The sequence below is a fragment of the Peribacillus sp. FSL K6-1552 genome, from assembly GCF_038005205.1.
Classification (GTDB): Bacteria; Bacillota; Bacilli; order Bacillales; family DSM-1321; genus Peribacillus; species Peribacillus butanolivorans.
In genome coordinates this window covers 2,288,922-2,314,174 of the sequence record NZ_JBBOST010000001.1, presented here as the reverse complement: position 1 = coordinate 2,314,174, position 25,253 = coordinate 2,288,922, and the positions used below count along the sequence as shown (strand labels likewise).

Annotated in this window: 21 protein-coding genes and 3 pseudogenes; 11 read left to right on the top strand and 13 right to left on the bottom strand. The window is 35.3% G+C overall.

The features are described from left to right. Window positions 1-2: 2 nt before the first annotated feature. Window positions 3-800, bottom strand: coding sequence for an enoyl-CoA hydratase/isomerase family protein (locus NST21_RS11275; protein WP_328113244.1), 798 nt, complete (start codon window positions 798-800; stop codon window positions 3-5). 442 nt (window positions 801-1,242) lie between these two features. Between NST21_RS11275 and NST21_RS11270 the strand changes: the two genes are divergently transcribed. Continuing rightward, window positions 1,243-1,917 carry a GntR family transcriptional regulator gene (locus tag NST21_RS11270; RefSeq protein ID WP_098175081.1) on the top strand — a complete coding sequence of 225 codons (675 nt, stop codon included), beginning with the start codon at window positions 1,243-1,245 and terminating at the stop codon, window positions 1,915-1,917. A gap of 878 nt (window positions 1,918-2,795) precedes the next feature. Beyond that, a complete protein-coding gene (locus tag NST21_RS11265; protein ID WP_053345602.1) occupies window positions 2,796-4,118 on the top strand; it encodes an SLC13 family permease in 1,323 nt (440 codons plus the stop codon). A 421-nt stretch (window positions 4,119-4,539) separates the two neighbouring features. On the opposite strand, the pseudogene NST21_RS11260 reads toward NST21_RS11265, so the two are convergent. The 3 genes and pseudogenes from NST21_RS11260 to NST21_RS11250 form a co-directional block, all read right to left on the bottom strand. Beyond that, window positions 4,540-4,828, bottom strand: a pseudogene (locus NST21_RS11260) (response regulator); the annotation flags it as partial. Then, the gene (locus NST21_RS11255) at window positions 4,815-5,825 is read right to left on the bottom strand and encodes an alpha/beta fold hydrolase (RefSeq protein WP_340889158.1); all 1,011 of its coding nucleotides are present in this window, start codon (window positions 5,823-5,825) and stop codon (window positions 4,815-4,817) included. The gene NST21_RS11255 and the pseudogene NST21_RS11260, both read right to left, overlap by 14 nt. A gap of 746 nt (window positions 5,826-6,571) precedes the next feature. After that, window positions 6,572-7,117, bottom strand: a complete 546-nt coding sequence (locus NST21_RS11250) for a TetR/AcrR family transcriptional regulator (protein WP_340889157.1) — start codon at window positions 7,115-7,117, stop codon at window positions 6,572-6,574. 345 nt (window positions 7,118-7,462) lie between these two features. Between NST21_RS11250 and NST21_RS28800 the strand changes: the two are divergent. From NST21_RS28800 to NST21_RS11235, 3 genes and pseudogenes are all read left to right on the top strand, one after another. Next, window positions 7,463-7,666: pseudogene (locus NST21_RS28800) on the top strand (carboxymuconolactone decarboxylase family protein); the annotation flags it as partial. Between the two features lie 22 nt (window positions 7,667-7,688). Then, on the top strand, window positions 7,689-8,435 hold the full coding sequence (locus tag NST21_RS11240) for an SDR family oxidoreductase (RefSeq protein ID WP_340889156.1): 747 nt from the start codon (window positions 7,689-7,691) through the stop codon (window positions 8,433-8,435). A gap of 87 nt (window positions 8,436-8,522) precedes the next feature. Then, a complete protein-coding gene (locus NST21_RS11235) occupies window positions 8,523-8,948 on the top strand; it encodes a cupin domain-containing protein (protein WP_340889155.1) in 426 nt (141 codons plus the stop codon). A gap of 655 nt (window positions 8,949-9,603) precedes the next feature. On the opposite strand, the gene NST21_RS11230 is transcribed toward NST21_RS11235, so the two are convergent. Next, window positions 9,604-10,200 (bottom strand): GNAT family N-acetyltransferase, encoded by a 597-nt coding sequence (locus tag NST21_RS11230; protein WP_340889154.1) that lies wholly within the window; start codon window positions 10,198-10,200, stop codon window positions 9,604-9,606. Window positions 10,201-10,396: 196 nt separating this feature from the next. Then, window positions 10,397-10,669 (bottom strand): hypothetical protein, encoded by a 273-nt coding sequence (locus NST21_RS11225; protein WP_340889153.1) that lies wholly within the window; start codon window positions 10,667-10,669, stop codon window positions 10,397-10,399. A gap of 606 nt (window positions 10,670-11,275) precedes the next feature. Between NST21_RS11225 and NST21_RS11220 the strand changes: the two genes are divergently transcribed. Together NST21_RS11220 and NST21_RS11215 are read left to right on the top strand one after the other, a co-directional pair. Next, window positions 11,276-11,506, top strand: coding sequence for a hypothetical protein (locus tag NST21_RS11220; RefSeq protein ID WP_340889152.1), 231 nt, complete (start codon window positions 11,276-11,278; stop codon window positions 11,504-11,506). A 29-nt stretch (window positions 11,507-11,535) separates the two neighbouring features. Next, on the top strand, window positions 11,536-12,180 hold the full coding sequence (locus NST21_RS11215) for a YczE/YyaS/YitT family protein (RefSeq protein ID WP_057217846.1): 645 nt from the start codon (window positions 11,536-11,538) through the stop codon (window positions 12,178-12,180). Window positions 12,181-12,676: 496 nt separating this feature from the next. Here NST21_RS11215 and NST21_RS11210 read toward each other — a convergent pair whose 3' ends face one another. From NST21_RS11210 to NST21_RS11200, 3 genes and pseudogenes are all read right to left on the bottom strand, one after another. Then, window positions 12,677-13,576: a DMT family transporter gene (locus NST21_RS11210; protein WP_340889150.1), complete on the bottom strand. Its 900-nt coding sequence runs from the start codon at window positions 13,574-13,576 to the stop codon at window positions 12,677-12,679. A gap of 566 nt (window positions 13,577-14,142) precedes the next feature. After that, entirely contained in the window at window positions 14,143-14,370 is a 228-nt protein-coding gene (locus NST21_RS11205) for a hypothetical protein (RefSeq protein ID WP_053345595.1), read from the bottom strand. 256 nt (window positions 14,371-14,626) lie between these two features. Beyond that, a pseudogene (locus NST21_RS11200) lies at window positions 14,627-14,747 on the bottom strand (IS1595 family transposase); the annotation flags it as partial. A 746-nt stretch (window positions 14,748-15,493) separates the two neighbouring features. Here NST21_RS11200 and NST21_RS11195 point away from each other — a divergent pair. Then, complete coding sequence (locus NST21_RS11195) at window positions 15,494-16,684, top strand: MFS transporter (RefSeq protein ID WP_252433601.1); 1,191 nt, start codon at window positions 15,494-15,496, stop codon at window positions 16,682-16,684. Window positions 16,685-17,296: 612 nt separating this feature from the next. Here the strand turns inward: NST21_RS11195 and NST21_RS11190 are convergent. From NST21_RS11190 to NST21_RS11180, 3 genes are all read right to left on the bottom strand, one after another. Then, window positions 17,297-18,280, bottom strand: coding sequence for a tRNA dihydrouridine synthase (locus NST21_RS11190; protein ID WP_340889147.1), 984 nt, complete (start codon window positions 18,278-18,280; stop codon window positions 17,297-17,299). A 1,716-nt stretch (window positions 18,281-19,996) separates the two neighbouring features. Beyond that, window positions 19,997-20,452 carry an N-acetyltransferase gene (locus tag NST21_RS11185; protein WP_056528836.1) on the bottom strand — a complete coding sequence of 152 codons (456 nt, stop codon included), beginning with the start codon at window positions 20,450-20,452 and terminating at the stop codon, window positions 19,997-19,999. An 83-nt stretch (window positions 20,453-20,535) separates the two neighbouring features. Next, entirely contained in the window at window positions 20,536-20,832 is a 297-nt protein-coding gene (locus tag NST21_RS11180) for a hypothetical protein (RefSeq protein ID WP_340889145.1), read from the bottom strand. Window positions 20,833-21,286: 454 nt separating this feature from the next. Between NST21_RS11180 and NST21_RS11175 the strand changes: the two genes are divergently transcribed. From NST21_RS11175 to NST21_RS11165, 3 genes are read left to right on the top strand one after another with little or no spacing between them, the layout of a single operon-like run. Further along, window positions 21,287-21,994: a FadR/GntR family transcriptional regulator gene (locus NST21_RS11175; protein WP_056528840.1), complete on the top strand. Its 708-nt coding sequence runs from the start codon at window positions 21,287-21,289 to the stop codon at window positions 21,992-21,994. Between the two features lie 24 nt (window positions 21,995-22,018). Next, on the top strand, window positions 22,019-23,428 hold the full coding sequence (locus tag NST21_RS11170) for an FAD-binding oxidoreductase (RefSeq protein WP_340889142.1): 1,410 nt from the start codon (window positions 22,019-22,021) through the stop codon (window positions 23,426-23,428). A 1-nt stretch (window position 23,429) separates the two neighbouring features. After that, window positions 23,430-24,734 (top strand): (Fe-S)-binding protein, encoded by a 1,305-nt coding sequence (locus NST21_RS11165; RefSeq protein WP_340889141.1) that lies wholly within the window; start codon window positions 23,430-23,432, stop codon window positions 24,732-24,734. A 281-nt stretch (window positions 24,735-25,015) separates the two neighbouring features. Here NST21_RS11165 and NST21_RS11160 read toward each other — a convergent pair whose 3' ends face one another. Next, on the bottom strand, window positions 25,016-25,246 hold the full coding sequence (locus NST21_RS11160; protein ID WP_201250005.1) for a hypothetical protein: 231 nt from the start codon (window positions 25,244-25,246) through the stop codon (window positions 25,016-25,018). Window positions 25,247-25,253: the final 7 nt, after the last annotated feature.

Here is a 25,253-nt window from a genome sequence, read left to right as displayed (position 1 = left end):
TATTATCGTCTCCTTTGAAAGTTGGGTTTTCTTTTTTCTACAAAAGATCGAACACCTTCTGGAAAGTCAATGGGGTCAACGCTGGATTGAATGCCAGTTTCCCATGGAATTGAAATAGTCGGATAATTATAAGCAACTGACCGTTTTACAGCTAAAAGGGAGGCTTGTGACTGCTCCAAGATCCTTTTGCCAAGATTTATAATGAAATGATTAATATCTTCTTCATCATCTAGAAGATAATTGATTAGGCCCAATTGATAACACTCTGTTGGATTTAATAAACGACCCGTATAAACTAGATCCATTGTTCTACTTTTTCCGATCATGTCGGCTATTCTTTTCGCAAATGGTTGGTTCAAAGTAATCCCTAGTCTTCCAACAGGAATTCCCATTAGTGTGTGTGGCGTGCCAATTCGTATATCGCATGCTAAGGCCAATTCAAAACCGGCACCTAACGCAGGACCATTTATGGCGCCTATTGTAGGTAATGTTATTTTTTCAAAAGTAGAAATGGCCTCTTCCATTAATCGAAATGCTTCATTTGCCTCAGCAATTGTTAACTTATTAAATTGTTTAATATCGGAGCCAGCAGAGAAATGAGTTTTACTTCCACGCAATATTACGACTTTATTCTTTGGATTTTGAGTTATCATTTTCCCCATCTCTGCTAAATCATTCCACATTCGATTTGTCAGTGCATTTTTTAATTCTGGACGGTGTATGGTCACTATCGCAAACCCGCCACTTTCTTGTAAGGTAATCTTCCCATTCGTTTCAGTTCGGTTAATCGTAACTTTCATGCTGAATTCACCCCTTTAATAAATTTGAATTTGATGACTCCTTTACTTGCTTTTTTTTAAAAATTATCATGTACCGAAACTAAAATAGTATATTGTCGACAATCGTTTATTGTGAATGATTACATCCTAATATACTTTTAATGTAAATTCAACTAATAATTATTAATTTATATAATTTTCTGACTATTTATTTTCAGGCTTATTACGTGCATTTTCAATTTTGTCGATAACATTGGTTGTATTTACTTCTAAAAAGAGTGGCAATCTTCACCCTTTTTCTCATTTCAATAGACTTAGTTTGATGACTATATTTTGCTTTTTAAAAAAAATTTTTAAATGAGTAGGATTTTTCCAAAAAGTTTCTTCGATTTTTCTAAAAGTTCTGGTATTGTATACATTAATAAAAGTTCAAAACTCATGTCCAGGTTAAGGAGGACAAATAATGGTTGATAACAACATTTTTGATAATAACTCACTATCTAGACTGATAGCCGAGAAAATAACTGAAGAAATTATTACTGGGAAACTTAAAGCAGGAGACAAATTAATAGAAGCTAATTATGCTGAAGAATTTGGGACAAGCAGAGCCCCAATAAGAGAAGCTTTTTATTTATTAGCAATCGATGGTTTAGTTGAACGGATCCCAAGAAAAGGTTCCGTTGTAAAGGGCTACTCAGAAAGAGATATTATTGATCTGTTAGAAATAAGAATGATGCTCGAAAGCCTGGCAATAGAGAGGATTGCAGAACTCGATACACCTGAATCATCTCTAATTCATATGGAACAGCTTGTTAATAAGATGGATCTGGTTGATGGTGACCGTTTGGAATACGCGATGTTGAATCAAAAGTTCCACTTGGGGATTATCGAAATGAGTAAAAGTGATATTATCGCCAATATGTATTCGAGATTAGGACTACCGCTACTATCATTGCAACGACTTTCTTTTGAATGGGTAGAGAATATTAATAAATCACTTAAAGAACACCATATTATTTTAAATCATTTACATAAAAAACAATTTGATGAAGCAAAAAAAGTTTTAATAAAACATAACCAAAATGTCTTTAACCCTAGAGGTAAATCACAACCTAGCATTAAAGGCTTTAATAATTAGATTTCCCCTTAACAATCCATGCAAAACAAAGGTCAAGTTGATCTTACCAATTCCAATTATTGAAGCCGAAACGGGTGTTTTCAATGAATGTAGTTATTGAACGTGCATGTGGTATGAATGTTGATGAGGACTGTATTACTGTTCGAACTATGACACCAGAAGAAAAGGACGTTGAAAAACAAAATTAGAAAACCATATTCCATAGTTTCCTACCTAAAAACACTTTCCCTTGTTTTTTCAACATGAAAACTTAGCAATTGAAAAAAGTGAAAAAGCCTATCTCTACGAGCAGGCTTATTTGCCTTTCCCAAAATACGGTTTATTCTTTCAAATACATAGGGTACAAAAACCAACTTCTGGTTTAACAAAACTTCTTGAATTTACACCCTCCTATTATGGATTAAGGGAATTTAATAAAATTGATAAAAAAAACATTGACAGAAAATTCTAATTTCATTAGAATTACAAGCATCAGCATAATTTTGTCGACAATCGCCATTAGTTTTTTATACAAAAATGAACTAAGGAAAGGAGGTTAAAGAAATGAAGCTACTCTACAATTGGTTTAACAGAAATTAAACGTGTCTTGTATTATGCAATTACTCTTGATGATATTAATAAATTGTTGACAATTACTCTTCATTTGAAAAAAACTCAAAAAAATAATTCCCTAATAAGGTTATTTATTGGCATTCATAATATTTCTAATTGAAAGCGTTTTCAGATTTGTGAATCAAAGTTTTAAATTTTTAATAGAGTATTTTTCTTATGTGTCTGTTACAGTGCGACCCTACCTCTAAGACGCAAGCAATTGGATTTGTTCAGCACATTTGATCAGGTCACACATGAGCAATTTATTAAAATTAGGGGGTCATTTTATGAGCATAGAAATCGGAGCTATTATATTACTTTTACTTATGTTTATCATTGGAGCTATTCTTCCAATAAACATCGGTATTATCGGTTTTGTTGCAGCTTTTATCATGGGTGTGTTAGTAAGTGGGCTAAGCGTTGACGAGATCTTTAGTGCATTTCCTGCAGATCTATTCGTCCTACTTGCAGGAGTCACATTCTTATTTGCAATTGTCCAAAAAAATGGAACCATCGACTTAATTAGTAGATGGGGGCTCCTTTTGGTTAAAGGTAACACCGGCTTAATTCCATGGGTTATGTTCGCCCTGGGTGCTATTTTGACCAGTATCGGTACATCTGCCATTGCTTCTGCTTCTATCTTAAGTCCAATTGCGTTACGAGTGGCCTTTCAATACAAGATTAATCCTCTTATGATGGGATTAATGCTACTTATAGGGGTGACTGCGGGTGGTTTCTCACCACTTCATCTTTTTGGTGTGATTGTGAACGGTATGATGGATTCACAAAACCTCCCACATTCACCAGGTTTGCTTTTCTTAAACACCTTTATCTTATGTGTATTCGTTGCGATTATAGTATTCATTCTTTTTGGAGGACTTAGGTTTTTTAGGAAAGATTCTGTTCACCTGTATACAGCAGCTACAGTAGAAACAGTAGAAACAATCGATATAAATGTAAATCAAGTAGATAATCCAGAAGATAATTCAGGAAAATCAGAAGGGCGTTTAACTTGGTATAGAGGGTTCACACTTCTTGGAATAGCTCTTCTAGTCGTCCTAGCTCTAGGGTACAATGTACACATGGGCTTTGCCGGGTTTGGAGTAGGGTTGGCACTTTTCTTGATGGCTCCAAAAAGGCAAGAAGGCGTCTTACAGAGTATGCCTTGGCCAATTATCCTTATGGTAACAGGGATTGTGACTTATGTAGGAGTACTAGAACAAATCGGTGTTATCGAATATATGACCCAGTTAATAGCTGGCATGAATAATTCTGTAATGGCAGCTCTAACAGCATCTTATATTGGAGGAATTATCTCATCTTTTGCCTCAACAACAGGTTTCTTGGCAGCCATTATTCCACTCGCGATTCCAATTCTTCAGGATCCGACTGTATCATCCATAGGTGTCATATCATCCATCTCTTTTGCATCGAGCATTGTGGATATAAGTCCCTTCTCAACAAATGGTGCTATGTTGCTCGCAAATGCTCAAGGTATGAACCAAAATGAATTTTTTAGAAAACTCTTAATTGCATCCGCATGCTTTGTTGTTATCGGACCTGGACTTGCATGGCTAATATTTGTCGTGATTGGAACACCATGGGGATAGACACATGCTCGTCATTATTGTTCGTTATGACGAAGGGAATTGCTTAATTAACCGGTAAGTGATTCCCTAATAAGAAAGATTATTAAATATCTATACCTGGTACTGATTCCGTACAAAAAAGGAATTAGTACCTTTTCTTTGTATTTACCGCCCAGTCAATTAACCAATTAACTCATAATCATCCACCTACTATCCTTGATTTCCTATATAGATGAGCGAAGCTGTATCCAAGTTAAGAGCCTTGACCTTAAAGTATTAGTTCTATAATTCCAAATCCCCTCCTGAAACATTAAAGAATCCACCAAAAATGGTATAACTTTTAATCAAGTTCAACTAATATTTAATCTATAATTTCTGCTAATAATTCAACGCCCCTATGTTCTTAGTCAATTATATTTTCTACCTCGCAATTTAAAAAAGTTTGTAATAGTAACTCTCTAGAATCAAAAGGATTTACCATATCATTTCGGACAGAGAGAGAAATTATGAGAATATTTAATCCTAGTTTTTTATTTTCTTTGTGATTTGATAGCCATCTTCACCTAGTAACATAACATCCATTATGACTAAATCTATCTTATGGATGATATCCAGAACTTCTCTTCCATCCGTTTTCCAACAAACATAGTACGCTTCGAGTTGCAAATTTTTTGAAGTAAATCGCCAATCATCAAATCGTCTTCTACTATTAAAATGTTATATCCTTTCATCACGTAGGATTTCATTTTTTTCAACTTCCTTATTGATAAATTCCATTGAAAGCTTATATATTTCATCAGGCACGTATAAATAAATGCTGTGTGTACCTCTAATTTTTATGACATCTGCTATTTCTAATTGTTCTGCAAATTCCTCATAATCTTTGTTTTTTTGTTTTGTATATTTCGAGTTTTTATATTGGTCAGCAATTGCATCTAAAAATAAAATAGGTGTTTCTTTTGGTATCGGAAGGTTAACTGATTTTTTACCGTTTTCATAAGCCTGTAAAAGTTCTTGCTTCATATCATCATTAAAAAATTGTTTATAGTATAATGCTTTATAAATTTCTTTTTCCTCTTCAGTTAAAAATGATTGCCGAATCACTTCAGGATTATAAGTAGAAGAAGGAACAAGTCTGTGCAAACCAATTTTCGTTAAAATATTTATTCCTCTTACTGTCAATGAATCAACTAGGTTCATTTTATGTGTTACGTACTGTTGAGGTAAACCAATATCTAAAGCAATAATTCCCTTTATTTCATCTGGGTATCTTTGTGCCCAGTAAATAGCTTCTATCCCTGATAATGAGTGAGGCACTAATATATACGGAGGTTTATTTCCACTTTCTATTAGCGCTTCTCTAGTTTGCTCTAGTATTTTGTCAATATCTCTGTCATCGTTAAAAACGTCACTGTACCCATATCCAGCTCTTTCAATGACAGCTATCTTATTTTCTTTTGAAAACTTGCTATATAGTCCTTTCATGTCATAAACAGGAGCGGCGATCCCGGAGCCAGCCATAAATACAAATGTATCCTCACCCCTCCCCTCATTATAGACATTAATTTTTTTATTATTAAACTTAACGACTGTTCCCTCACTTTTAAGGAGTGCTGCTTCCTTACTTAATTGAGAGTTATGGTAAATAAAAACAAATACTGATACGAGCAAGCTAAAGGCAATAAATAAAACAAATATTTTCTTTAATACTTCGAATACTTTTTTCATAGACTTCTCCTTTCAAGTTATACACTCTCCATCAAAGAAAATGATAGATTGATTGTATCGATCAATATTATTTTTTGTTTTAATATAAGAACTTTAAAATTCATTTAAGTTAACCGTACATTCTCTAATACGGGTCTCGCCATCTATCAGGTTAATACAAGGTCGTTTCCTTAAAACGCCTAAGGGGCTATCTTACTTTGGTAGGGTGGCTTTTTTTATAAAGTATCTACTTTCAGATAAAGTGTATCTATTCTCCCATGAAGTACAAAAATTACAAACAACGTCAACCAAACTAATAAGGTGATTGTAAAGGGTTCTCTGGACTTATTCCTTTCTACAACAGAGTTTATATCTATTTTAAAAATCATTTCAATTTCTTTCCATCGATTTACCTAACAATAAATAAATAAGAATGACAGAAATGTCACTTACGGGTTCGACCTATCAGCAACAAAACGGAAAAATACGTTCAAAAAATAGTATGTGAAATAAGAAGAACCAGTGTACGCCAGCCCTACTTAACATAATTAGGATTAGAGGCAATCAAAAAAGTCCTTAGATTTAATAGAATCTAAGGACTTTTTATGTTTATAAATGTGTACTTTTACGTACAGGATTAATAAAACAATATTTAATTTTATTTCTTGGGATCATCCTGGTTTTTGGTTCAAGAGATTCTTTATAATAACAATCGATATTGGCTAAAGTTTAACTACAATCCTTCACAATCTCATTCTATTTCCCACCTATAGGTTTCTCTCTAGCAAAATCCCCACTTGTTCTGCCACTGCTTGAGGTGAGACACGAATCTCATTTCTAAAATAAGATTCCGTTATCCCTACAATTGCAGCCCCAAAGAATTTAAGAATAACATCTTCGTTTAATCCTTTATTTTTCCCTTCAATTATATTTACTTCGCCCTTTAACTCTTCGATAACAAACTCCAGGAAGCGACTACGAAAATATGGTGCTCCCTTACTCGCTAACATCGTAGAAAAGAATGAATGATTGCTATCAAAGTATTCGAACCAGATTAGATTTGCGGTAACAAAGTCCAAATCTGCTGATGATTCGCAGAGTTTTCTTAGTTCATTAATATGTTCTCCAATGAGCTTATCTAGTAAATCAAATTTATCCATGTAATGATGATAAATGGTTCTTCGGCCAACATTGCCCCTGTCAGAAATATCCTGTATCGTAATTTGATCGAAACCTTTTTCAGACATTAGCTCAATAAAAGCGTTTTTTATTGCTTCATGAGTTTTGAGGATTCTTCTATCCACTACAGACATTTTTAGAGTCACCAATCTTTCTTGATAAATAAGGCACAATTTCAGTCAATTTGTGCAATACCGCACGAACCGAAGTAAATTGGTTATTGCAGACATCCTACTTTCATTATAAATTATACACAGATGTGCGATACCGCATCAATATGTATTTTCCTAACTCATCAATTTTAGCTACCTTCGGCAAAATAGATGAGTAAAAAGTGAAAGAAGGGATAAAAAATGTCAAATCAAAAAGAACTTACTCCTGCACAGAAGATGATTGGAGATTTTGCACCCAAACTTGTGCAATTAAACGATGATGTACTATTTGCAGATGTATGGGAGCGTAAATAGTTATCTCCTCGTGAACGCAGTTTAATCACTGTATCTTCATTAATCACTGGTGGAAATACAGAACAACTAGGATTTCATTTAAACAAAGCCAAAGAAAACGGCCTTACTGAAGAAGAATTGGTTGAAGTTATCACCCACCTTGCTTTCTATGCTGGTTGGCCAAAAGCGATGTCAGCCATTATGGTTGCTAAACAATTGTTATTAAAAGAAAAATAAAAAGAACGAAAGGATGTATTATATGTCTAATATTCAAAATAAAGTTGTCATTATTACAGGTGCCTCTAGTGGGATTGGAGGAGCTACCGCGAAAGATCTAGCCTCTAAAGGTGCAAAGTTGGTTTTAGCTGCTCGTCGTGAAGACCGTTTAAAAGAATTACAGGTAGAAATTCAAAATAATGGTGGGCAAGTTATTTATAAAGTAGCTGATGTTACTTCACGTGAACAAATGGAAGATTTAGCTGCCTATGCTCTTGAACAATTTGGAAAAATTGATGTTTTAGTCAATAATGCTGGCATTATGCCTCAAGCTTTTATGTTTAAGAAAAAAGTTGATGAATGGGATCAGATGATTGATGTAAATATCAAAGGTGTATTGTATGCTATTGCTGCTGTTCTTCCATCCATGAGAGAACGTAAATCAGGTCATATTATTAATCTTTCTTCAGTGGCAGGACATAACGTTTATCCAGGCGGAACAGTATATTGTGGTACAAAACATGCGGTAAGAGCAATCTCTGAAGGTTTGCGTCAAGAAGAAGCAATGAGTGGTACTAATATCCGTGTAACCAATGTTTCTCCAGGGGCTGTCAGCAGCGAATTAATAGAAACTACTTCAGATCCTGAGATGAAAGCCGGCTTAGATGAATTTTACAAAGTGGCAATTGATGCTGAAAGAATTGCTAGTGCGATTTCATTTGCAATTGAGCAACCTTCGGATATAGGTATAAATGAGATGATTATTCGTCCAACTGTTCAAGTTGGTTAAAAAAGAAAGAAACAATTAAATCATCAAATGCCACAACAAGGGGCTTATATTACCTTGTCAGTTCATATTGAAAAGGAGATGAAAATTATGGCAAACGAAAATGATTTAAGTAAAAGTGTTATTTTCCCAATAGGTGAAAAAGCTCCAGAGGCTTTTGCAAAGTATTTTATTGGTACTAGTTATCTCAATTTTCTTGTTGTACCGTCCGACACTCTAAAACAACTGATTGGAAATGTAACGTTCGAACCAGGATGCCGCAATAACTGGCATTCACATCCAGGAGGACAAATTCTTTTGGTTACTGGCGGAAGAGGATGGTATCAAGAAGAAGGAAAGCCTGCACAAGAATTACATCCAGGAGATGTAGTAGAAATTCTTCCAAACGTAAAACATTGGCATGGTGCTGCAGCTGACAATTGGTTTGTTCATCTTGCAATTGAAGGAGATGTAACAGCAGGTCCTGCTGTATGGATGGAACCAGTAACAGATGAGGAATATAACAAGTTAATATAATTTCAGAGAAAAAGTTGAATGACTCGCATAGTGACTTGTCATTCAGCTATTTTTCGTATTATCAATTTGCACAATAAAGCAAGCATAATGATGATTGAGGTTAAGAATTACCCTGTTAAACAGGGCTTTTTTATATCAATCCTCTAATATCTGGATACAAAAATGCGTCCATTATGACCACTTGGGTCTGAACTATTTTAAATCTAGGTATCTCTTACATTTTCGGTGGAAAAGAACAACTGGATTTTACTGTAGTAGTAGAAAAGCTTAAACATTTATTCTCAATTGATCGACTACTCTTAGAAGGCGGCGGAGTTTTAAATGGCACCTTGAAGTATGAAAATAAATAATCATTTATTAATACAGAAAGTTAATAGAAGGAATCAACCGATAATAGACACTTGGTTCGTACACTTAGCACTTATACTAGGAGAAACCAATTGGTTAGACTCTGTTGAAGATGAATGGTGTAATTAATTATAAAACTAACACATCGAGTCAATTGATTCGATGTGTTAGTTTTTTTAGAAAGAACGGCTTTTTCAATAACTTTGTGAAAAATTGTACTTAAACTAACCTGCCCCGATAGTTGCATAAGAAAAAGGCTGTCTTAGCAACCTTCCTTATCGAAGTAAAGCACCTGTTAGTTGAATAATTAATTAAACTCTTTAAACACATTTCTTTTAATATCGTTCCATTCTGAATGAATAATGCTAAAGTATACATCATCTCTGCTTACTCCAGATGTATCCATATAATTTGCTCTAAAAACTCCTTCTTTTGTTGCTCCTAACTTTTTAATTGCCTTTTGTGAACGAATATTTCTAATATCAGCACTAAATTGTACTCTTCTAAAATCCATAATTTCAAATGCATATTTTAATAGTTCAAATTTACAGGCTTTATTTAATCCAGTTCCTCTATATGGATTACCGTACCAAGTCCATCCAATTTCCAATCGCTTATTATTAAACTGAATATGTCCAAACCTTGTTGAACCAGCAATTTCATTGGTTCTTTTATCAATCACTAAAAAAGGATATGAATAGCCCAACATTCTTTGATTTATGGTTTCATCTATGTACTCGTTGAGTTCTGCATCATTCTTACACTCTATTGTATAGTAAACCTCTTCATCATAAATGATATTTTTTAACTGCTCTTTGTATTTTTCTTCAAATGGAATTAACTTAACAAGATAGTTTTCTAAAATTATTTGGCTGTTATAAAATTCATTCACCACTTTTAACATTTCCCCTTAACTTTACATTTTGATTATTCCAAATTATTGCACATACGACTTTATTCTTAATAAACCTATCCTGCCCCGATAAGTTGCATAAATAAAAAGCTGCAAGACAGCTCCGATCTTCAACTAAAGCACCTTTTAGTTTAGTAAGACTTATTGTAGAGTTGATACAAACTTTTCCGATAAGAAGTTTTTTAAATTACATTGGGATATAGCCTTTAACTAGATATACAAATATCACAACAGGTATAAAACTGAAAATCATCAATAAATTGGTCAATGCTGTTAATCTATTGTTTGCTAAGTAACCGAAAATAAATCCAATCGGATTAAGGATAAAAGTTAACATTCCAAAACCGGCTTGGATATTAAATACTAAATAGGGAAACCAAGAAGTAATACCAAGAATCAAAAGTATAATAGATATCCAATAAAAGCAGCTAGCCCTTTTATTAATTGGAATTTCATTCAACTATTTCAAATCCTTTCTGTTTATCTATACCATTATAAGTCATTTGGGTAAATCATGGAAAAATATTACTCATCCCACATATTAATGGTGGTTTAACGTATTAATACCCGGGAGACACATACTGTGCAATAGACAAGATAGAACTGAATGTATGTACGATAAAGAAAAGGTATATGATGATAAAATTTCACCGTTAATGAATCAAATTGTTGAGATTTGCAAACGAGAAAATATCCCAATGGCATCACAGTTTTATATAAAACAGGCTTTCCCTCCCATGACTCAACGGGTCAATTGCCCTATCATTCCGTCGTCATGCCTATCCAAGGGGTGAAAGGCCAGTTATGCTAACCTACCTCGATCGTATTATAAGGTCAGCAAGTTATTTCTGGTTGACCAATTTTTATATGGTTTTATTATAACGGTAGCCGGGGCAAAACGTACCTGCTCGTGGGGATAGACCCCGTCAACTAAACAGTTTGCCCCCTACTTGTAGAAACATGATTAGGCTGGTTGGGACATAGATCTTGTATAACAAGCGAAGCTGTTACACTGCAAGGAGAAATAGGGGTACCGGTAGTCCACTAGATTAGGAGGAGATTTAGAATGAATCCAGTCGTTGGTCTGGATATTTCAAAAGGGGAAAGTCAGGTTCAAGCATTTTGGATAAGGGTATACCTTATCAAACATGCCCATCAAGAAAACGAAACAATTTCAAACACAAAAAAACGTTATTCTTTGAATAAAATACTCGAAAAGGATGACGTTTTTTCATGGTCCTCTCGCTTTGAATTTAATAAATCATCTTGTTCGTTAAGCCTTCTTCATCTAAAGTAGATAGATATATATGATGTAGAGGTGAAGAGATGACATTTCTTTTATTACGGTATTTTATTTTTTTTCTTGGTTTAATTTTCTTTGGATTAGGAAATGCGATTGCGGTGAATGTTCAATCCTTGGGGCTGCATCCATGGGAGGTTTTAAACGTCGCCCTGTTCCAACGGTTCGGGTTCACGATTGGGACGTGGAGTGTCATATGCGGCTTAGTACTTGTGCTAATCGCCTGCGTCGTTGATAGGAAGCATATTAGCATTGGTACCTTTCTAAATGCCTTGTCAATCGGCCCGATTATGGATTTCTTCTTGCATCTCAACATTCTTCCTCATGAAACGGAGCATTGGTGGTTAAATCTATTCATCTTGTTGATGGGTATCATCATATCCGGCATTGGCGGAGGAATCTATGTGGCTGCGGGAATCGGGGCCGGTCCTCGGGATGGTTTCATGCTTTCCGTTTCGGAAAAAACCGGGTTATCGGTCAGTCGTGCAAGAATCGCTGTCGAGAGCCTCATCTTGATTATCGGCTTCATCCTTGGCGGTCCAGTGTTTATTATGACGTTTGCATATACCTTTATTCAAAGCCCGATCTTTCAGTTTTCCATGAAGCTGATGAGTTCCTATATCGCTAATCTTGATCGGAAGCAAAAGGGACAATTTAAGATCCCCTTATAATTAGAAGAGATTCTGTTTGTAAATCATAAAGATGCTATAGAAAAACAGACCTTTGTCATGAAATGTATTGTAGAGAGCATAGAAGTGACAGATTTACGCAATAAAACAAATAAATATAAAAAATCCACTCTTTTTTAAAGAGTGGTTTTTTTTATTAACGATTAGTATAATTAACATTTTATTGGCAAAATATGGTTAAAGAAAACTACACATATTCTAACGAGGTTTATTTTATAATATAAAAAATCTTAATCTTTATTGTTGTTTTTCCGAACAATAGCTCGGATAACTCCAACTTTTTACATAATCTCACCCTAAGAAATAAATGGGAAAGTATTAGCCAAGTCTGCCAATAAGACTAAACTGGTTTGATCATCCATATAATCAAACTCGGATATGTGTCCATAACGATATTTGACCTAATGGCATTTTATATGTATAAAGCGACCGATCTAGATCGTAATCAAATTATAATATTTTAGAAAACTGCCTTATTTTATAAATTTGAGTCTGGTAATGTCTGTGATTTTAGTTTTATGTTTACAAACAAAATACTAATCAAGATAAATAAAAGGCCCACTAATAAATTTAGTGTAATTTTTTCATGCAACATAAAAGAACTGCAAAGGATTGCAATAAGCGGGATAAGGAACGTAAATGAACCTACTTTGCTCGCTTCTCCTGAACCTACAAGTGTAAAGAATGCAAGCCACCCAAATGCAATTACAAAGATAGAGATGAATAATAAATTTATAATAAATGGCAATTCCCACTGGATATTTGACCAGCTTTCAACGCTGGAGCCTACACTTAATAAAAAAATGCCTCCCATAATAAGTTGTAATGTAACCATCCAAATTGAGTCTACACGATCACCAGTTTTCTTAATAAAAACAGTACCTAACCCCCAGGATAAAGCAGAGCCAAGGGCTAGAATAATTCCAATCGCTGAAACATTACCTGTAAATCCTCCTGCACTTATAATAGCAACACCTGCGAAGCCAAGAATTAATCCAACAATTTTTAATCCATACATCGATTCCCCTAGCCAAATCCAACAGAAAACCCCAAGTAAAACTGGCTCAATGAACACAATGGCCGAAAATAATCCCGCAGGTGCAAAACCAAGACCTACCGTTTGAAGGCCGTAAAAGAGAATAATGTTTAGAGAAGCAGAAATTAGGTAAAAATGCCATGTTTTTTTAAAGCGAAGTTTTTTATATCTCGGTAGAGCAAAAATTAGTAAAATCAGACCACCCAATATAGTTCTTGTTCCCGCAAATAATATTGGTGGTGTATAATTCAGCGCCATTTTAGATAATGGCCAATTAACGCCCCACACAACTACAAGAAATATAAGCAGTAAAGCTGTATTTGTTCGAGAAATTTGTTTCATAGTTGTGCCTCCTTAACATTCGTACCTAAATCATAATACTACTTTTAATGATTAATACAAGATAAACGATCAGTTATGTTTTTTAATGATTTTGTACTCAACAGAGCAATTTGTCTAAAGTATTAATGGGATTCTATTTTATTAGAGACAACATTCTATGTGAAAACAGATGCGAAAGTATAAAACCTAACTTTACATAAAGAAAAAAAATACTCTGGAGAATATCTCATCCCAGAGTATTTTTTTACGCTATACTACTTTTTTATTTTTAACCGTCTCTTTTCCTTATCCGGTTTAAAAGCAGTAAACCTTGGAAGCAGCAATTTGTATTTCTTCTCCTGTATGTGGGTTTCTAGTTCGATCTGCTCGTTACACGCTCCAAATCTAATCAAATTAGAGCTTCATAAAAGTAAGGACCTCGAATTCTATACACTATCTTGTCTCCAGAAAGCTTACCATACATGTTAGCACTATAAACTTTGTTATGACCTTGCACCAATTACTGTGGTCCAACCGCTATATACCTTCGCCTTCTATAATGTGTATTCTCTATTCCTTCACAAATTTTAATTTTGGATTTTTCCATTAATAACAACACACTTCCCATTTGTAGGTTGCTTTATCATCCTTCCATCCTTGATGTATACAGTGTAAGTATTATTGACTTTAGCATCTAATCTTGCTAGGTCTCCCGTTCTTGCTATGATATTTTTGACAGCTTCCCTCTTCAGATTATCCATAACTTTCTTTTTCCATTGTTCCCGTTTGTTTTTTTGCTTATTTTCATCAACCATCAGGATCCCATCCTTTTTGTTTGATTTATGTTTTCTTCCTGATATTAGAGTATTATATTTTTATCATCTTGTTACCCTTATGCTTTTCCTTATTAATCCGTTTTGGATTTTATTTTTGTACATAACAGGTAACGGTAAAATGAAACAATAAACGAGTAAAGGGGGACATAAGTACATAGAAGGAATAAAGAATGGAACTGGAAAGAGAAGCTCCTCTCCTACTTATAGTCGCTGAAACAGGTGATTTTTGTTTTCTTTTAATGATTCTACTGTAGTTAGATTTTTGACAAGCTAAAATAAGCATTTGTTCTACCCGATTTTCAAATGCCAAGTTTTTATTTAACTCAAGCCCAACGACACCAGTATAAGTAATTATCAAAATTTTAAAAGCGAGTTATGTTGATTTCCCACTCATCCTGTGTTTTTCATCTCTACTTTGAGTTAAAACAGCCGCATCGCGAAAAAGATTTAACAATGTTGGTTATAACTCACCCTAGTGATAACAAGAAAAGAACACACATAAAAACAGGATGCAACGGAAAGTTGCACCCTGTCTGAAAAAAGGGGTTTGCTTCATTTCGAATTAGCATAAATTCTCTGCGATAAACACCTCATCTACATTAGAGTAAATACGGGTATCTGACTAGAGTTTTCCATCCAAAGCAACCATCCCCTATATCTTAAAAGTTTCATCAACTTTCAAAGCATAAATGACAATTATTGAATGAGTTTTCTGCTTTTACGTGCAAGCGAACCATCTCCTTGCTCGAAACGATTTTTTAATGAAGCTTCTAGTAGTTAAGTTAAACGTCTTTAACTGACACCTCATTTACTATATGATGTGAATCATACGTAATCACTAGCCCCTTCTTCTTTATTTATAATGACCATCAAGCGGGTAAAATATAATTGGTTTTTTATGGATATCGAGAACTGTTTAAAATCAAGTTATATCTATATGATGTTTCTATAAAATGTACTTTTTAACGTTAATCAATTTTTAAAGAAATAATCAACGTTAACTAAGCAAGGGGTTTCCTCGTAAAAGTGTTTTATGGTATGATAGTACGATTGTTTATCTACCCTGTGACACATTTACATTCATCTAAGAAAAGAGGTATTTATGCACGCTACAGAATTATCCAAGCGACATTGGCTACTCATCTTAACACTTACTTTATTAACATTTGTTCTCGGGACAAGCGAATTTGTTATAATCGGGATCTTAACCGATATTTCCTCGAGTCTCCATATAACAAATGCAAAAGCAGGTACACTCGTTTCTGCGTTTGCGATTACGTTTGCCATTGCCACACCACTCGTGATGTCGACAACAAGCCATTTTCCAAAGCGCAAATGGATGTTGTTTTTGATAGGTTCGTTCATCATCCTGAATGCTTTGTGCGTGATTTCGACGAGCTACATCATGCTCCTTGTACTTCGGATGATGACTGCGATTGTAACAGGAGTTTTAATTTCGCTTGCCATGATTGTTGCAAGTGAAACCATACCAATCGCAAAACGTGGACTTGCTATATCATTCGTTTTCGGTGGTTTTACTCTTGCAAACGTAATTGGAGTACCAATAGGCACTGTCATCGCTGATTGGTACGACTGGAATGCAACCTTCCTGTTAACTACATTTCTCGGTGGAATTGCGTTTTTGGCATCTTTCTTCATTTTGCCTACTATGCACAGTACATTCCGCAGTTCAATGCGTGAGCAATTTTCTTTGTTAACACACCCACGAATCTTAATGGCTTTTTTCATTCCATCTCTTGGATTTGGAGCAACGTATGCCGTTTATACGTATCTTGTTCCGATCCTTAAAGGAATGGAAGCACCAAGTAGTTCAATCAGTTTGATCTTGTTTGGCTACGGATTTATTTCCATTTTCAGCAACATACTCGCTGGTAAAATTGCCAGCTACAATGCTATCGGACGCCTCCGGTTTGTTTTTCTCGTGCAAGCAATTGTTCTGATCAGTTTATATTGGACGACAGATAATTTTATCTTTGGATTGGTTAATATTAGCTTGATGTCATTAATGGCTATCCTTTTAACAACATCTACCCAGCTTTATTTGATAGACCTTGCCGTTATTTATCAACCAAAAGCTACAGGACTAGCTGCTTCACTGATGCCAGTAGCAAGTAATGTCGGTATCGCCTTTGGTTCTGCATTAGGCGGAATTGTTTACCATCAGGGAAATTTGATGAATGTGACATTGGTCGGTGGGCTGGTTGCTATCTTTGCAAGTCTTCTAACTTTCCTAAGTCATCGCTTAGACCAAAAACAAAAGAAACCAGCATAAGAGAGAAGCTACGAACGCCTTGGTATGCTTCCTATGGTACCTCCAATAGAACAAAAAAAACAAAAATCTTTCCATGGCATAATAAACGAGATTATAGTTAATCTTTCAAATAAAATTGAAGAAAGAAGTATCAAGAACGTTGAGTTGTTCTTTGATACTTCTTTTAAAATTAGGACTAGGTGCTTACCTCTAAAAATCAAGCGGACAATTGCAAAAGAACTTATCAAGAACAATGTTTCTGATTAAAGGAAATATTGATCTAAGAATCGATACTTATGGTACGGTTCCACCTAGTTAATCCAAAAAAATCCTATAATTGAGATAAAATCCTAATCATTTTCTATTCTTTATTTCTTCAATTTTGCAGCAGGTTTCGGTTCGAGTGGAAAAAACATTCGCTAGAAACATATAGCACTCCTCATGTGCAGAGTGTATGTGGCATCACAAGGGTGCTGGTGGGTTTATTACATTCTAGAAAACAGACTGTATCAAAACAAAAGTTGCCGGCTGCAAAGGAACTTGAAACTGAATAATATAAGTACACATGAGTTGATGTGATTCATTTTTTCTCTAATTTTTTGAGAGTTACATCATTTCACTGTCCCCGTCCCATCAACATTCTTTTCCAAAGTTATCAAGCAATGCACGCACTTCATCTGTTGATTTCGTGTTCATCAATTGATTTCTTAATTCACCAGCTCCACGGAATCCTTTGACATAAATTTTGAAAAAGCGATGAAGCCCTGTGATTGAACGTGGCAGTGCTTCCGCATATTGATCTTGAAGATCAAGCTGCAGTCTTAAAAGATCAAGGTATTCTTTACTGCTATGCTCTCTTGGCTCTTTTTCAAAAGCAAAAGGATTTTTAAAAATACCTCGCCCGATCATAACGCCATCAATACCATATTGTTCAGCAAGCTGCAGCCCAGTTTGACGGTCAGGAATGTCTCCATTGATTGTTAGTAGCGTATTTGGTGCGATACGGTCACGTAATTTTTTGATTTCCGGAATTAGCTCCCAATGTGCATCTACTTGGCTCATTTCCTGTCTTGTACGTAAATGAATAGAAAGGTTCGCAATATCCTGTTTTAAAATATGCGTTAGCCACTCCTCCCACTCATTTACATCCTTATAGCCAAGTCGTGTTTTCACGCTGACAGGCAGTCCGCCCGCTTTTGCTGCTTGAATAAGTTCTGCCGCAACGTCTGGACGCAGAATAAGGCCACTACCTTTCCCTCTCGATGCCACATTCGGTACAGGGCAGCCCATATTAATATCGATGCCTTTAAATCCTAGCTCTGCCATGCCAATACTCATTTGACGGAAATATTCGGGATTATCCCCCCAAATATGTGCCACCATTGGCTGTTCATCTTCTGTAAAAATCAAACGGCCACGCACACTTTTCATGCCCTCTGGATGACAATAGCTATCCGAGTTTGTAAACTCTGTGAAAAATACATCCGGTCGACCGGCTTCACTTACTACGTGACGAAAAACAACATCTGTCACATCTTCCATTGGTGCAAGTACAAAAAATGGTCGTGGTAAATCACGCCAAAAATTATCTATCATTTCAAACTCAAATCCTCTCACTATGGATACAACTTCAATCTCTCGGTCAAAAAATATAAAGCCAAATGTTCCACTTCTTTTACACTTATATCATGATTAATCACTTATTATCAAACACAAGTACATTTGGACATTTATAATTTGTGAAAAACAATCGGCAATGTTTATTTTAACGAAAATCGGTCCTGAATGGTATTTTTATAAACAAAAAAAGCAGATGGTATAGATTTTTTCTATATCAACTGCTTTCTATTATACAAACTCCAACCACACGACCGCTTCACAATGCGGAGTGTATGTGGCAACACAAGAGATGCAGGTGGGTTTATGTAACCTGATTGGTTGAGTTCAGAAACAAATCAGGTTACTATTTGATCACTTAATTTATTGATTTTCCATTTAAATAAGAGCCACAGTTACTATATTTTCTAAATAGAACTTTCCTAAGGTTATTTTTGAAAGGGACATGTGCTCGTTTCTTTATAAATTCTTCTCAAAATACTTTATTTTGGATTATATTGATTTTTTTGCATTTCAAGAGATGTATTAGACAATTTTATTTCTAATTCAAAAGGACGCACTTTTATCTTCTTTAAATTAATTTTTATATCTTCTTCACCGGATAATAACCTATAGTCTTTTAAAATATATTCGTAAATGGCTTTATAATATTCTAAGTTTCCTTTACAACTCTCATATAAACTAATAATCCATTTACCTTCATATTTTTCAAATATGGGTACGTGTATAGGATTGAAATTATTAAAATACCAATCTAATTCTTCCTTTGGCCAAAATTCTTTGATATTTTCTAAATGTGCGTTTAAAAGTGATTCTGGTTCGTGCCTCTTTACAATACTCTACAAGAAGAAAGTTTTGTACAAAATTTATTAAAAAAACTCAATAATAAAAAGCATCAATTTCAGAAAGAACTGGAAAAAATCCAATCAGAAATTGATACTTTAAAGCAAAAGAAATTAAACTATGTCAATTTGTTCACAGATGATATTATATCAAAAGAAGAATTAGTCGAGTACCGCGAGCTAACAGATAATAAAATCTAAGAACTACAGACTAAGGAAACTCAACTCAATGATAAAATGAACGAATGTGAAGATGAAAACTATGCAGTTTCCATCATCCAAAAATTAAAAGATGTTCTTTCATTAGAAGAACTAACAAATTCTTCATTCATTGGTTGAGAAAATTACTTGTACAGACGATGGTGAAATTCATATCCAATACACCTTCATTAACCCTTTACAAGTAGTGTAAGAACTCTATACAAAGGCAACTAGCGATTCGTTAGTTGCCTTCTTTTAAAATGAGTTGCGAGACACACTCTACATGACTCGACTGTGGAAACATTCTATCTTATATCGTCCCTTCAGCATTTTAATGTTTGTCGGAGGTAATAGGGAGTGTCTGTTCAACTATTACTCCTACAGAAAAATACTCTCTTGCGATAAACCTAATTTGGCATACCATCACATCTCACAATCCTATTGATTCCCAAACAAAAAGCTAATTTTCACCTTATTTCTCTCGTAACCTTTACTGTTTATATTTTAAAGCTATAAATACATATTTTACTTAAAGATACTCTTCACTCCCGTATGCCACCCTATTTCTAACCACTTACCATAAGGTGCTTTCTCCTTAAAATACCATGAACGGAAATGTGTAATCCGCCTTTATTAAGGACAGCCATAATTGAATGGACTGGTGATAATTTTTTTATCCAATATAATTAATCATTGCAACTTCATCACAAGAGTTAAACTTTGGGCAATTCATACAATCAATCCACACTTTTTCTGGCAAAGTATCCTTTGAAATAATTTCAAAGTTACATTTTTTAAAAAACTCCGTTTCGTATGTTAATGATATTAATCTGCTAATTTCAAGTCGTGAAGCTTCATTTATAATATGATTAACCAATTTACGACCTATACCTTGACCAGAATGATTTGGATCTACGACTAATGAACGTACCTCTGCTAGGTCCTGACCTAAAACATGTAATCCGGCAACCCCAAGTATTTTATTATCCTCTTTCATGACATACATACATTGTAAATGTTGATATAGTGATAATTTTGTACGAGGCAAAACTACTCCTTGTTCAGCGTGAATTTGTATTAAATTATAAATATATTTAACATCACTGGTTACTGCATGATAAATATCCATATTTTATCTCCTTTTTAGATCTTAGAATGTTTATTATAAAAATATATTATTTTGTATTTTTATGCAATGAAATGTTTTTTTATTTATGTCAACGCTACGACGTCTCCCCACGTAACGAGAATACGTGCAATCCATTTTCGCGCCCCGGACTTTTCCTGCATCACATTGCTTGGAATTTCAAACAAGAAATAGCTGATAAAGAAAATACCAGAAACGATTCCAAACATCTGGCTTGTCAGTGCCAGTGCCTCGTTCATGTCCAAAGCCGCATAACCTAAATTCGCTCTGTCAATGAATGCGATTACATACAAGACAATAAGAAATGGTACTATTCGTCTTGCCACTTTTCTAGTCGTTTGTCTTTCTAAACATAGTTGCATTGCTCATGCAGCTCACTCATAAATGTAAATATTTAAATACAAAAACCTCAATTTATTTATTAATGAGAATAAGCCAAATAACATTCCATTAATTGAGGACTGAAAACAACTTAAAAGTAACCTTTTACATCAGTAAAGTTTCAAAAGTACTTCCCTTTTAATATTAAGTTTTACAGTTTGCGAAACCAGGTTGTAGTCATTAAAGAAAACTCTTGATTAACTCAACAGTTTTTTATACAATATTTGTAATACAAATATTCGTTTTTTGTAGTTTAATTAAAGGTTTTTCTTTTTTATAAACAAATTGAAAGCGCTTTCGAATCAATATTTCTAAAAATTAGAATAAAATCTCAATACATCCCATAAATATGTCATACAAATTTAAATTCATAATACAAATTTTTAGCTTTTATCCTTCTCTATTGAGATAAAACATGAAAGGTGATAGATTATTTTGTCCCAAAAAGAAAGTGTTTCTCAAATGATCTCCCGTGAATTATTAAACATGATTGAAACAGGGCAGTTCCGTCCAGGTTCTAAGCTGCCAACGGAAAAGGAGTTAACGGCTCATTTTTCTGTAAGCAGAGCACCCATACGCGAGGCATTAAGCATGCTGCGTGCTGCTGGTGTCATTAACTCCCGTCAAGGAGGCGGAAGCTATGTGGAAGAAACGACAAGTTCAACATTCATACATCGCATACAAGTAGAAAGAGATGATGTTGAAAATATTAAGTATCTATTTGAGATGCGAAAGATTCTGGAGCCTGAAGCGGCCTATTTAGCTGCCCTAAGACGTACACCAAAATGCCTTGACCAAATGAAGAATATTTTAAAAAGAATGGAAGAAGAATCTATTGAAAAAGGTACTACTGCCATCCATTCTGATATAGAATTTCACAGTTCCATTATTAAGGCTACGCAAAATCCGATTATGATTCAAACGCTAGAAAGCTTATCTACTCTCTATGAAAAAGCGTTAAACATTACTCTTCGTCCAAACGAACAATTAAAACGAAAACGTAAAGCAGTCTACGATGAACATCAAAGCATTCTTCTGGCAATTGAAGCAGAAGAACCCGAATTGGCTAAACTTCAATGCCAGATTCATTTAAGAAACGCCGAGAAAAAATTAAGTTTATTTTTACAGGATTATACAGTATAGCAAAACAGAAAGGATGATAATGAAATGAAAGTAGTAACCACCAATCACATTCAGGAAATCGATGCAATTATAAAAACGGGAAAAGTCTATACAGATGAAAGTGACCGCTTTAGCTATTCATTCGATGCTTCATTCGGGACGTATTTGCCGGACCTCGTCATTCAGACAAAAAGTACAGAAGAGCTAGTATCCCTCGTGAAGTTTGCGAATCGGGAGAAAATCCCTCTTTATCCACGGGGCCAGTCTACTAGTTTAAGTGGCGGGCCGCTTCCGGTTAAAGGGGGCATCGTCCTCGATTTATCTGTGATGAATGATATTCTGGAAATTCACGAAGAGGACCTTGTAGCAGTGGTTTCTCCTGGTGTTTTGACATCGAATATACATAAAGCAGCTGAACAAAAAGGATTTATGTATCCACCTGACCCAAGCAGTTCTCACGTCTCGACAATTGGCGGCAATTTAGCTGAAAACTCTGGAGGGCCGAGGGGGCTGAAATACGGCGTAACGAAAGATTATGTTATTGGCCTTGAAGTGATTACACCTGAAGGAGAACTCATAAAAACAGGCGGGAGTACCGTTAAGAATGTGACCGGATACGACTTAACGAAGCTGATTGTCGGATCAGAAGGTACACTCGGCATCATTACGAAAGCAGTGCTCAGACTCATTCCTAAACCGAAGGCTACTGCAACAATAATGGTTATTTTTGATAGTTTAGTAGATGCAGGAAGTGCGATTTCCAAAATTCTTTCTGCCGGTATCTTCCCTTCAAAAATGGAATTGATGGATCAGGCATCCATTGTAGCAGTTGAACAGTTTGAGCCACTTGGCTTACCTGTTGATGCGGCTGCACTTATTTTAATTGAAATGGATGGCCATCCACTTGCTTTGCAAGAAGAAGTTGCCCAGGCATCTGAATTATGTCGTGCCGTAGGAGCAAGAGAAGTTAGAATTCCAAAGGACAAAGTCGAAGAAGCGGAACTATGGAGAGCACGAAAGCTCGTATCTCCGGCCATTGTACGGATTAAGCCTACGAAAATTTCAGAAGACGCCACCGTTCCTCGCAGCAAAATTCCTCAAATGTGTGAAAGACTACAGAAAATAAGAGACAAGTATGGTGTTCATCTCGTTGTTTTTGGGCATGCAGGTGATGGTAACCTTCATCCTAACATTATTTGTGATAAAACGGATAAAGAAGAAATGAGCCGCGTTGAACTAGCTGTTGCGGATATTTTTATGGCGGCCATTGAGCTTGGCGGAACCTTGTCCGGCGAGCATGGCATTGGAATGATGAAAGCTCCCTTTATGGAAATGGAGCTAGGGGCAGCCGGCCTCGATATTATGAAACGGATTAAAGAAGTATGGGATCCAAATAACATTATGAACCCAGGGAAAATTTTCCCTGAACCGGGACAAAAATTGGAGTTGAGCTAACATGGAAACATCACTTAAACAGTTAAGAGAAGAATTTCAATACGACAAAACGAATAACTGCGTCCAATGCGGCTATTGTTTGCCTGTGTGTCCGACTTATACAACATTCGGAAAAGAGACACATTCACCACGTGGTCGGATTAACTTAGTGAAAATGGTCGGTGAAGGAAAAATTACAGACTTATCTATTCTCGAAGAACCATTCGATTTGTGTTTAGGCTGCAGGGCGTGCGAAACAGCCTGCCCGACAGGTGTAGAATATGGTTCCATTTTAGAAGCCACTCGCGCAGCACTTGTCAAACGCAAAACCTTTTCTATTCCTGTGCGACTACTTCGAAAATCAATGCTGAAAAAGGTTTTCCCAAGTAGGAAGATGATGAACGTCACTGGACACTCCATTTGGCTGTACAAAAAAAGTGGGCTGCAAAAAGCGACTCGTTCATCAGGTATTATGCAAAGGTTACCTTATAATCTTGGTGCATTCGAAGCAATCATGCCGGAACCGGTTTCACCGGTGGAACGAGGGCGTGCCCTGAAAGAAGTGAAAGCAAAATTGAATTCGAAATATATAGTAGCCTTTTTCACCGGTTGTATTATGGATGCGATGTTCCACCACATTAACCAATTATCCATTAAGCTTCTTTCAGAAGCGGGCTGTGATGTTGTCGTTGTACCGAAACAAACATGCTGCGGCGCACTGCACGCCCATTCTGGAGAAATGGATGAAGCACGCAATCTTGCGAAACAAAACATTCTAGCTTTTGAAAAAGTGGAAGCTGATTTTGTTGTCAATAATGCTGGAGGATGCGGCGCCATGTTATATGAATACGGTCATTTACTTTCAGATGACAGCGAATGGGCAGACAGAGCAAGAGCTTTTTCAGCTAAGTCAAAAGATATCAGCCAAATTCTTGTTGAATGCGGATTACCAGAGATAGCAGCCCGAGCTGGCGAGAGAGTTACGTATCAGCGCTCTTGCCATATGACGAACGTTCAAAAAGTAACGCAAGAACCAGTCGAATTATTGAAAAAAGTGCCTGGAATACAACTTATTGAAATGGATCAGGCTGATATGTGCTGTGGATCTGCAGGCATTTATAATATTGTAAACTATGGTTCATCCATGCAGATTCTTGATGAGAAAATGAAGCACACGAAAGCCACAGAGACAGCTGTTATTATTACAACAAATCCTGGCTGCCTATTACAGATGAAACTTGGTATTGATCGTGAAGGACTCACACAATCAATGCGCGCCCTTCATCTAATTGAATATTTAGCTGAAGCTGCCGGTATCGATTATTAAATTCCTTCATCTATTGGTCTATTTGGCAAGGTGACTTTCCCAATAGACCAATAGAATCTCAAGTAAATAAAGTGTTATTGTAACTTTTAAACAAAGTTTGATCAAATTAATACAAGAAACCTTGATAACTGAAAAAATAGAAAGAGCATGTTTTGAAAAAATATTAATCAAAACATGCCCTTATACTATTTAATTGGATTATTCTTTTATTAAAAAGATTGAGAATTTTTGTGTTCATTAATCAACTAACGCACCCGTTATTTCTATTAGGTTAAGGAACTTTATTTCATTTTAGGCTTTATTCTCTGTTCAAATTCATCTTTGGCTATATCCCAAACTTCATATTCTTCACCAAACTTATCTCGAACATCTTGAGCCATTAAATCAGTAATTATTTCATAATCATCTACTATATCTTCGTTAAGGATTCCCTTAACTGTACTCCACTTAATAAATTTATCATCACTTGGGCTGATAATATAAAAATATCTGATTTCAAACTTGTTTATCATTGGTTCC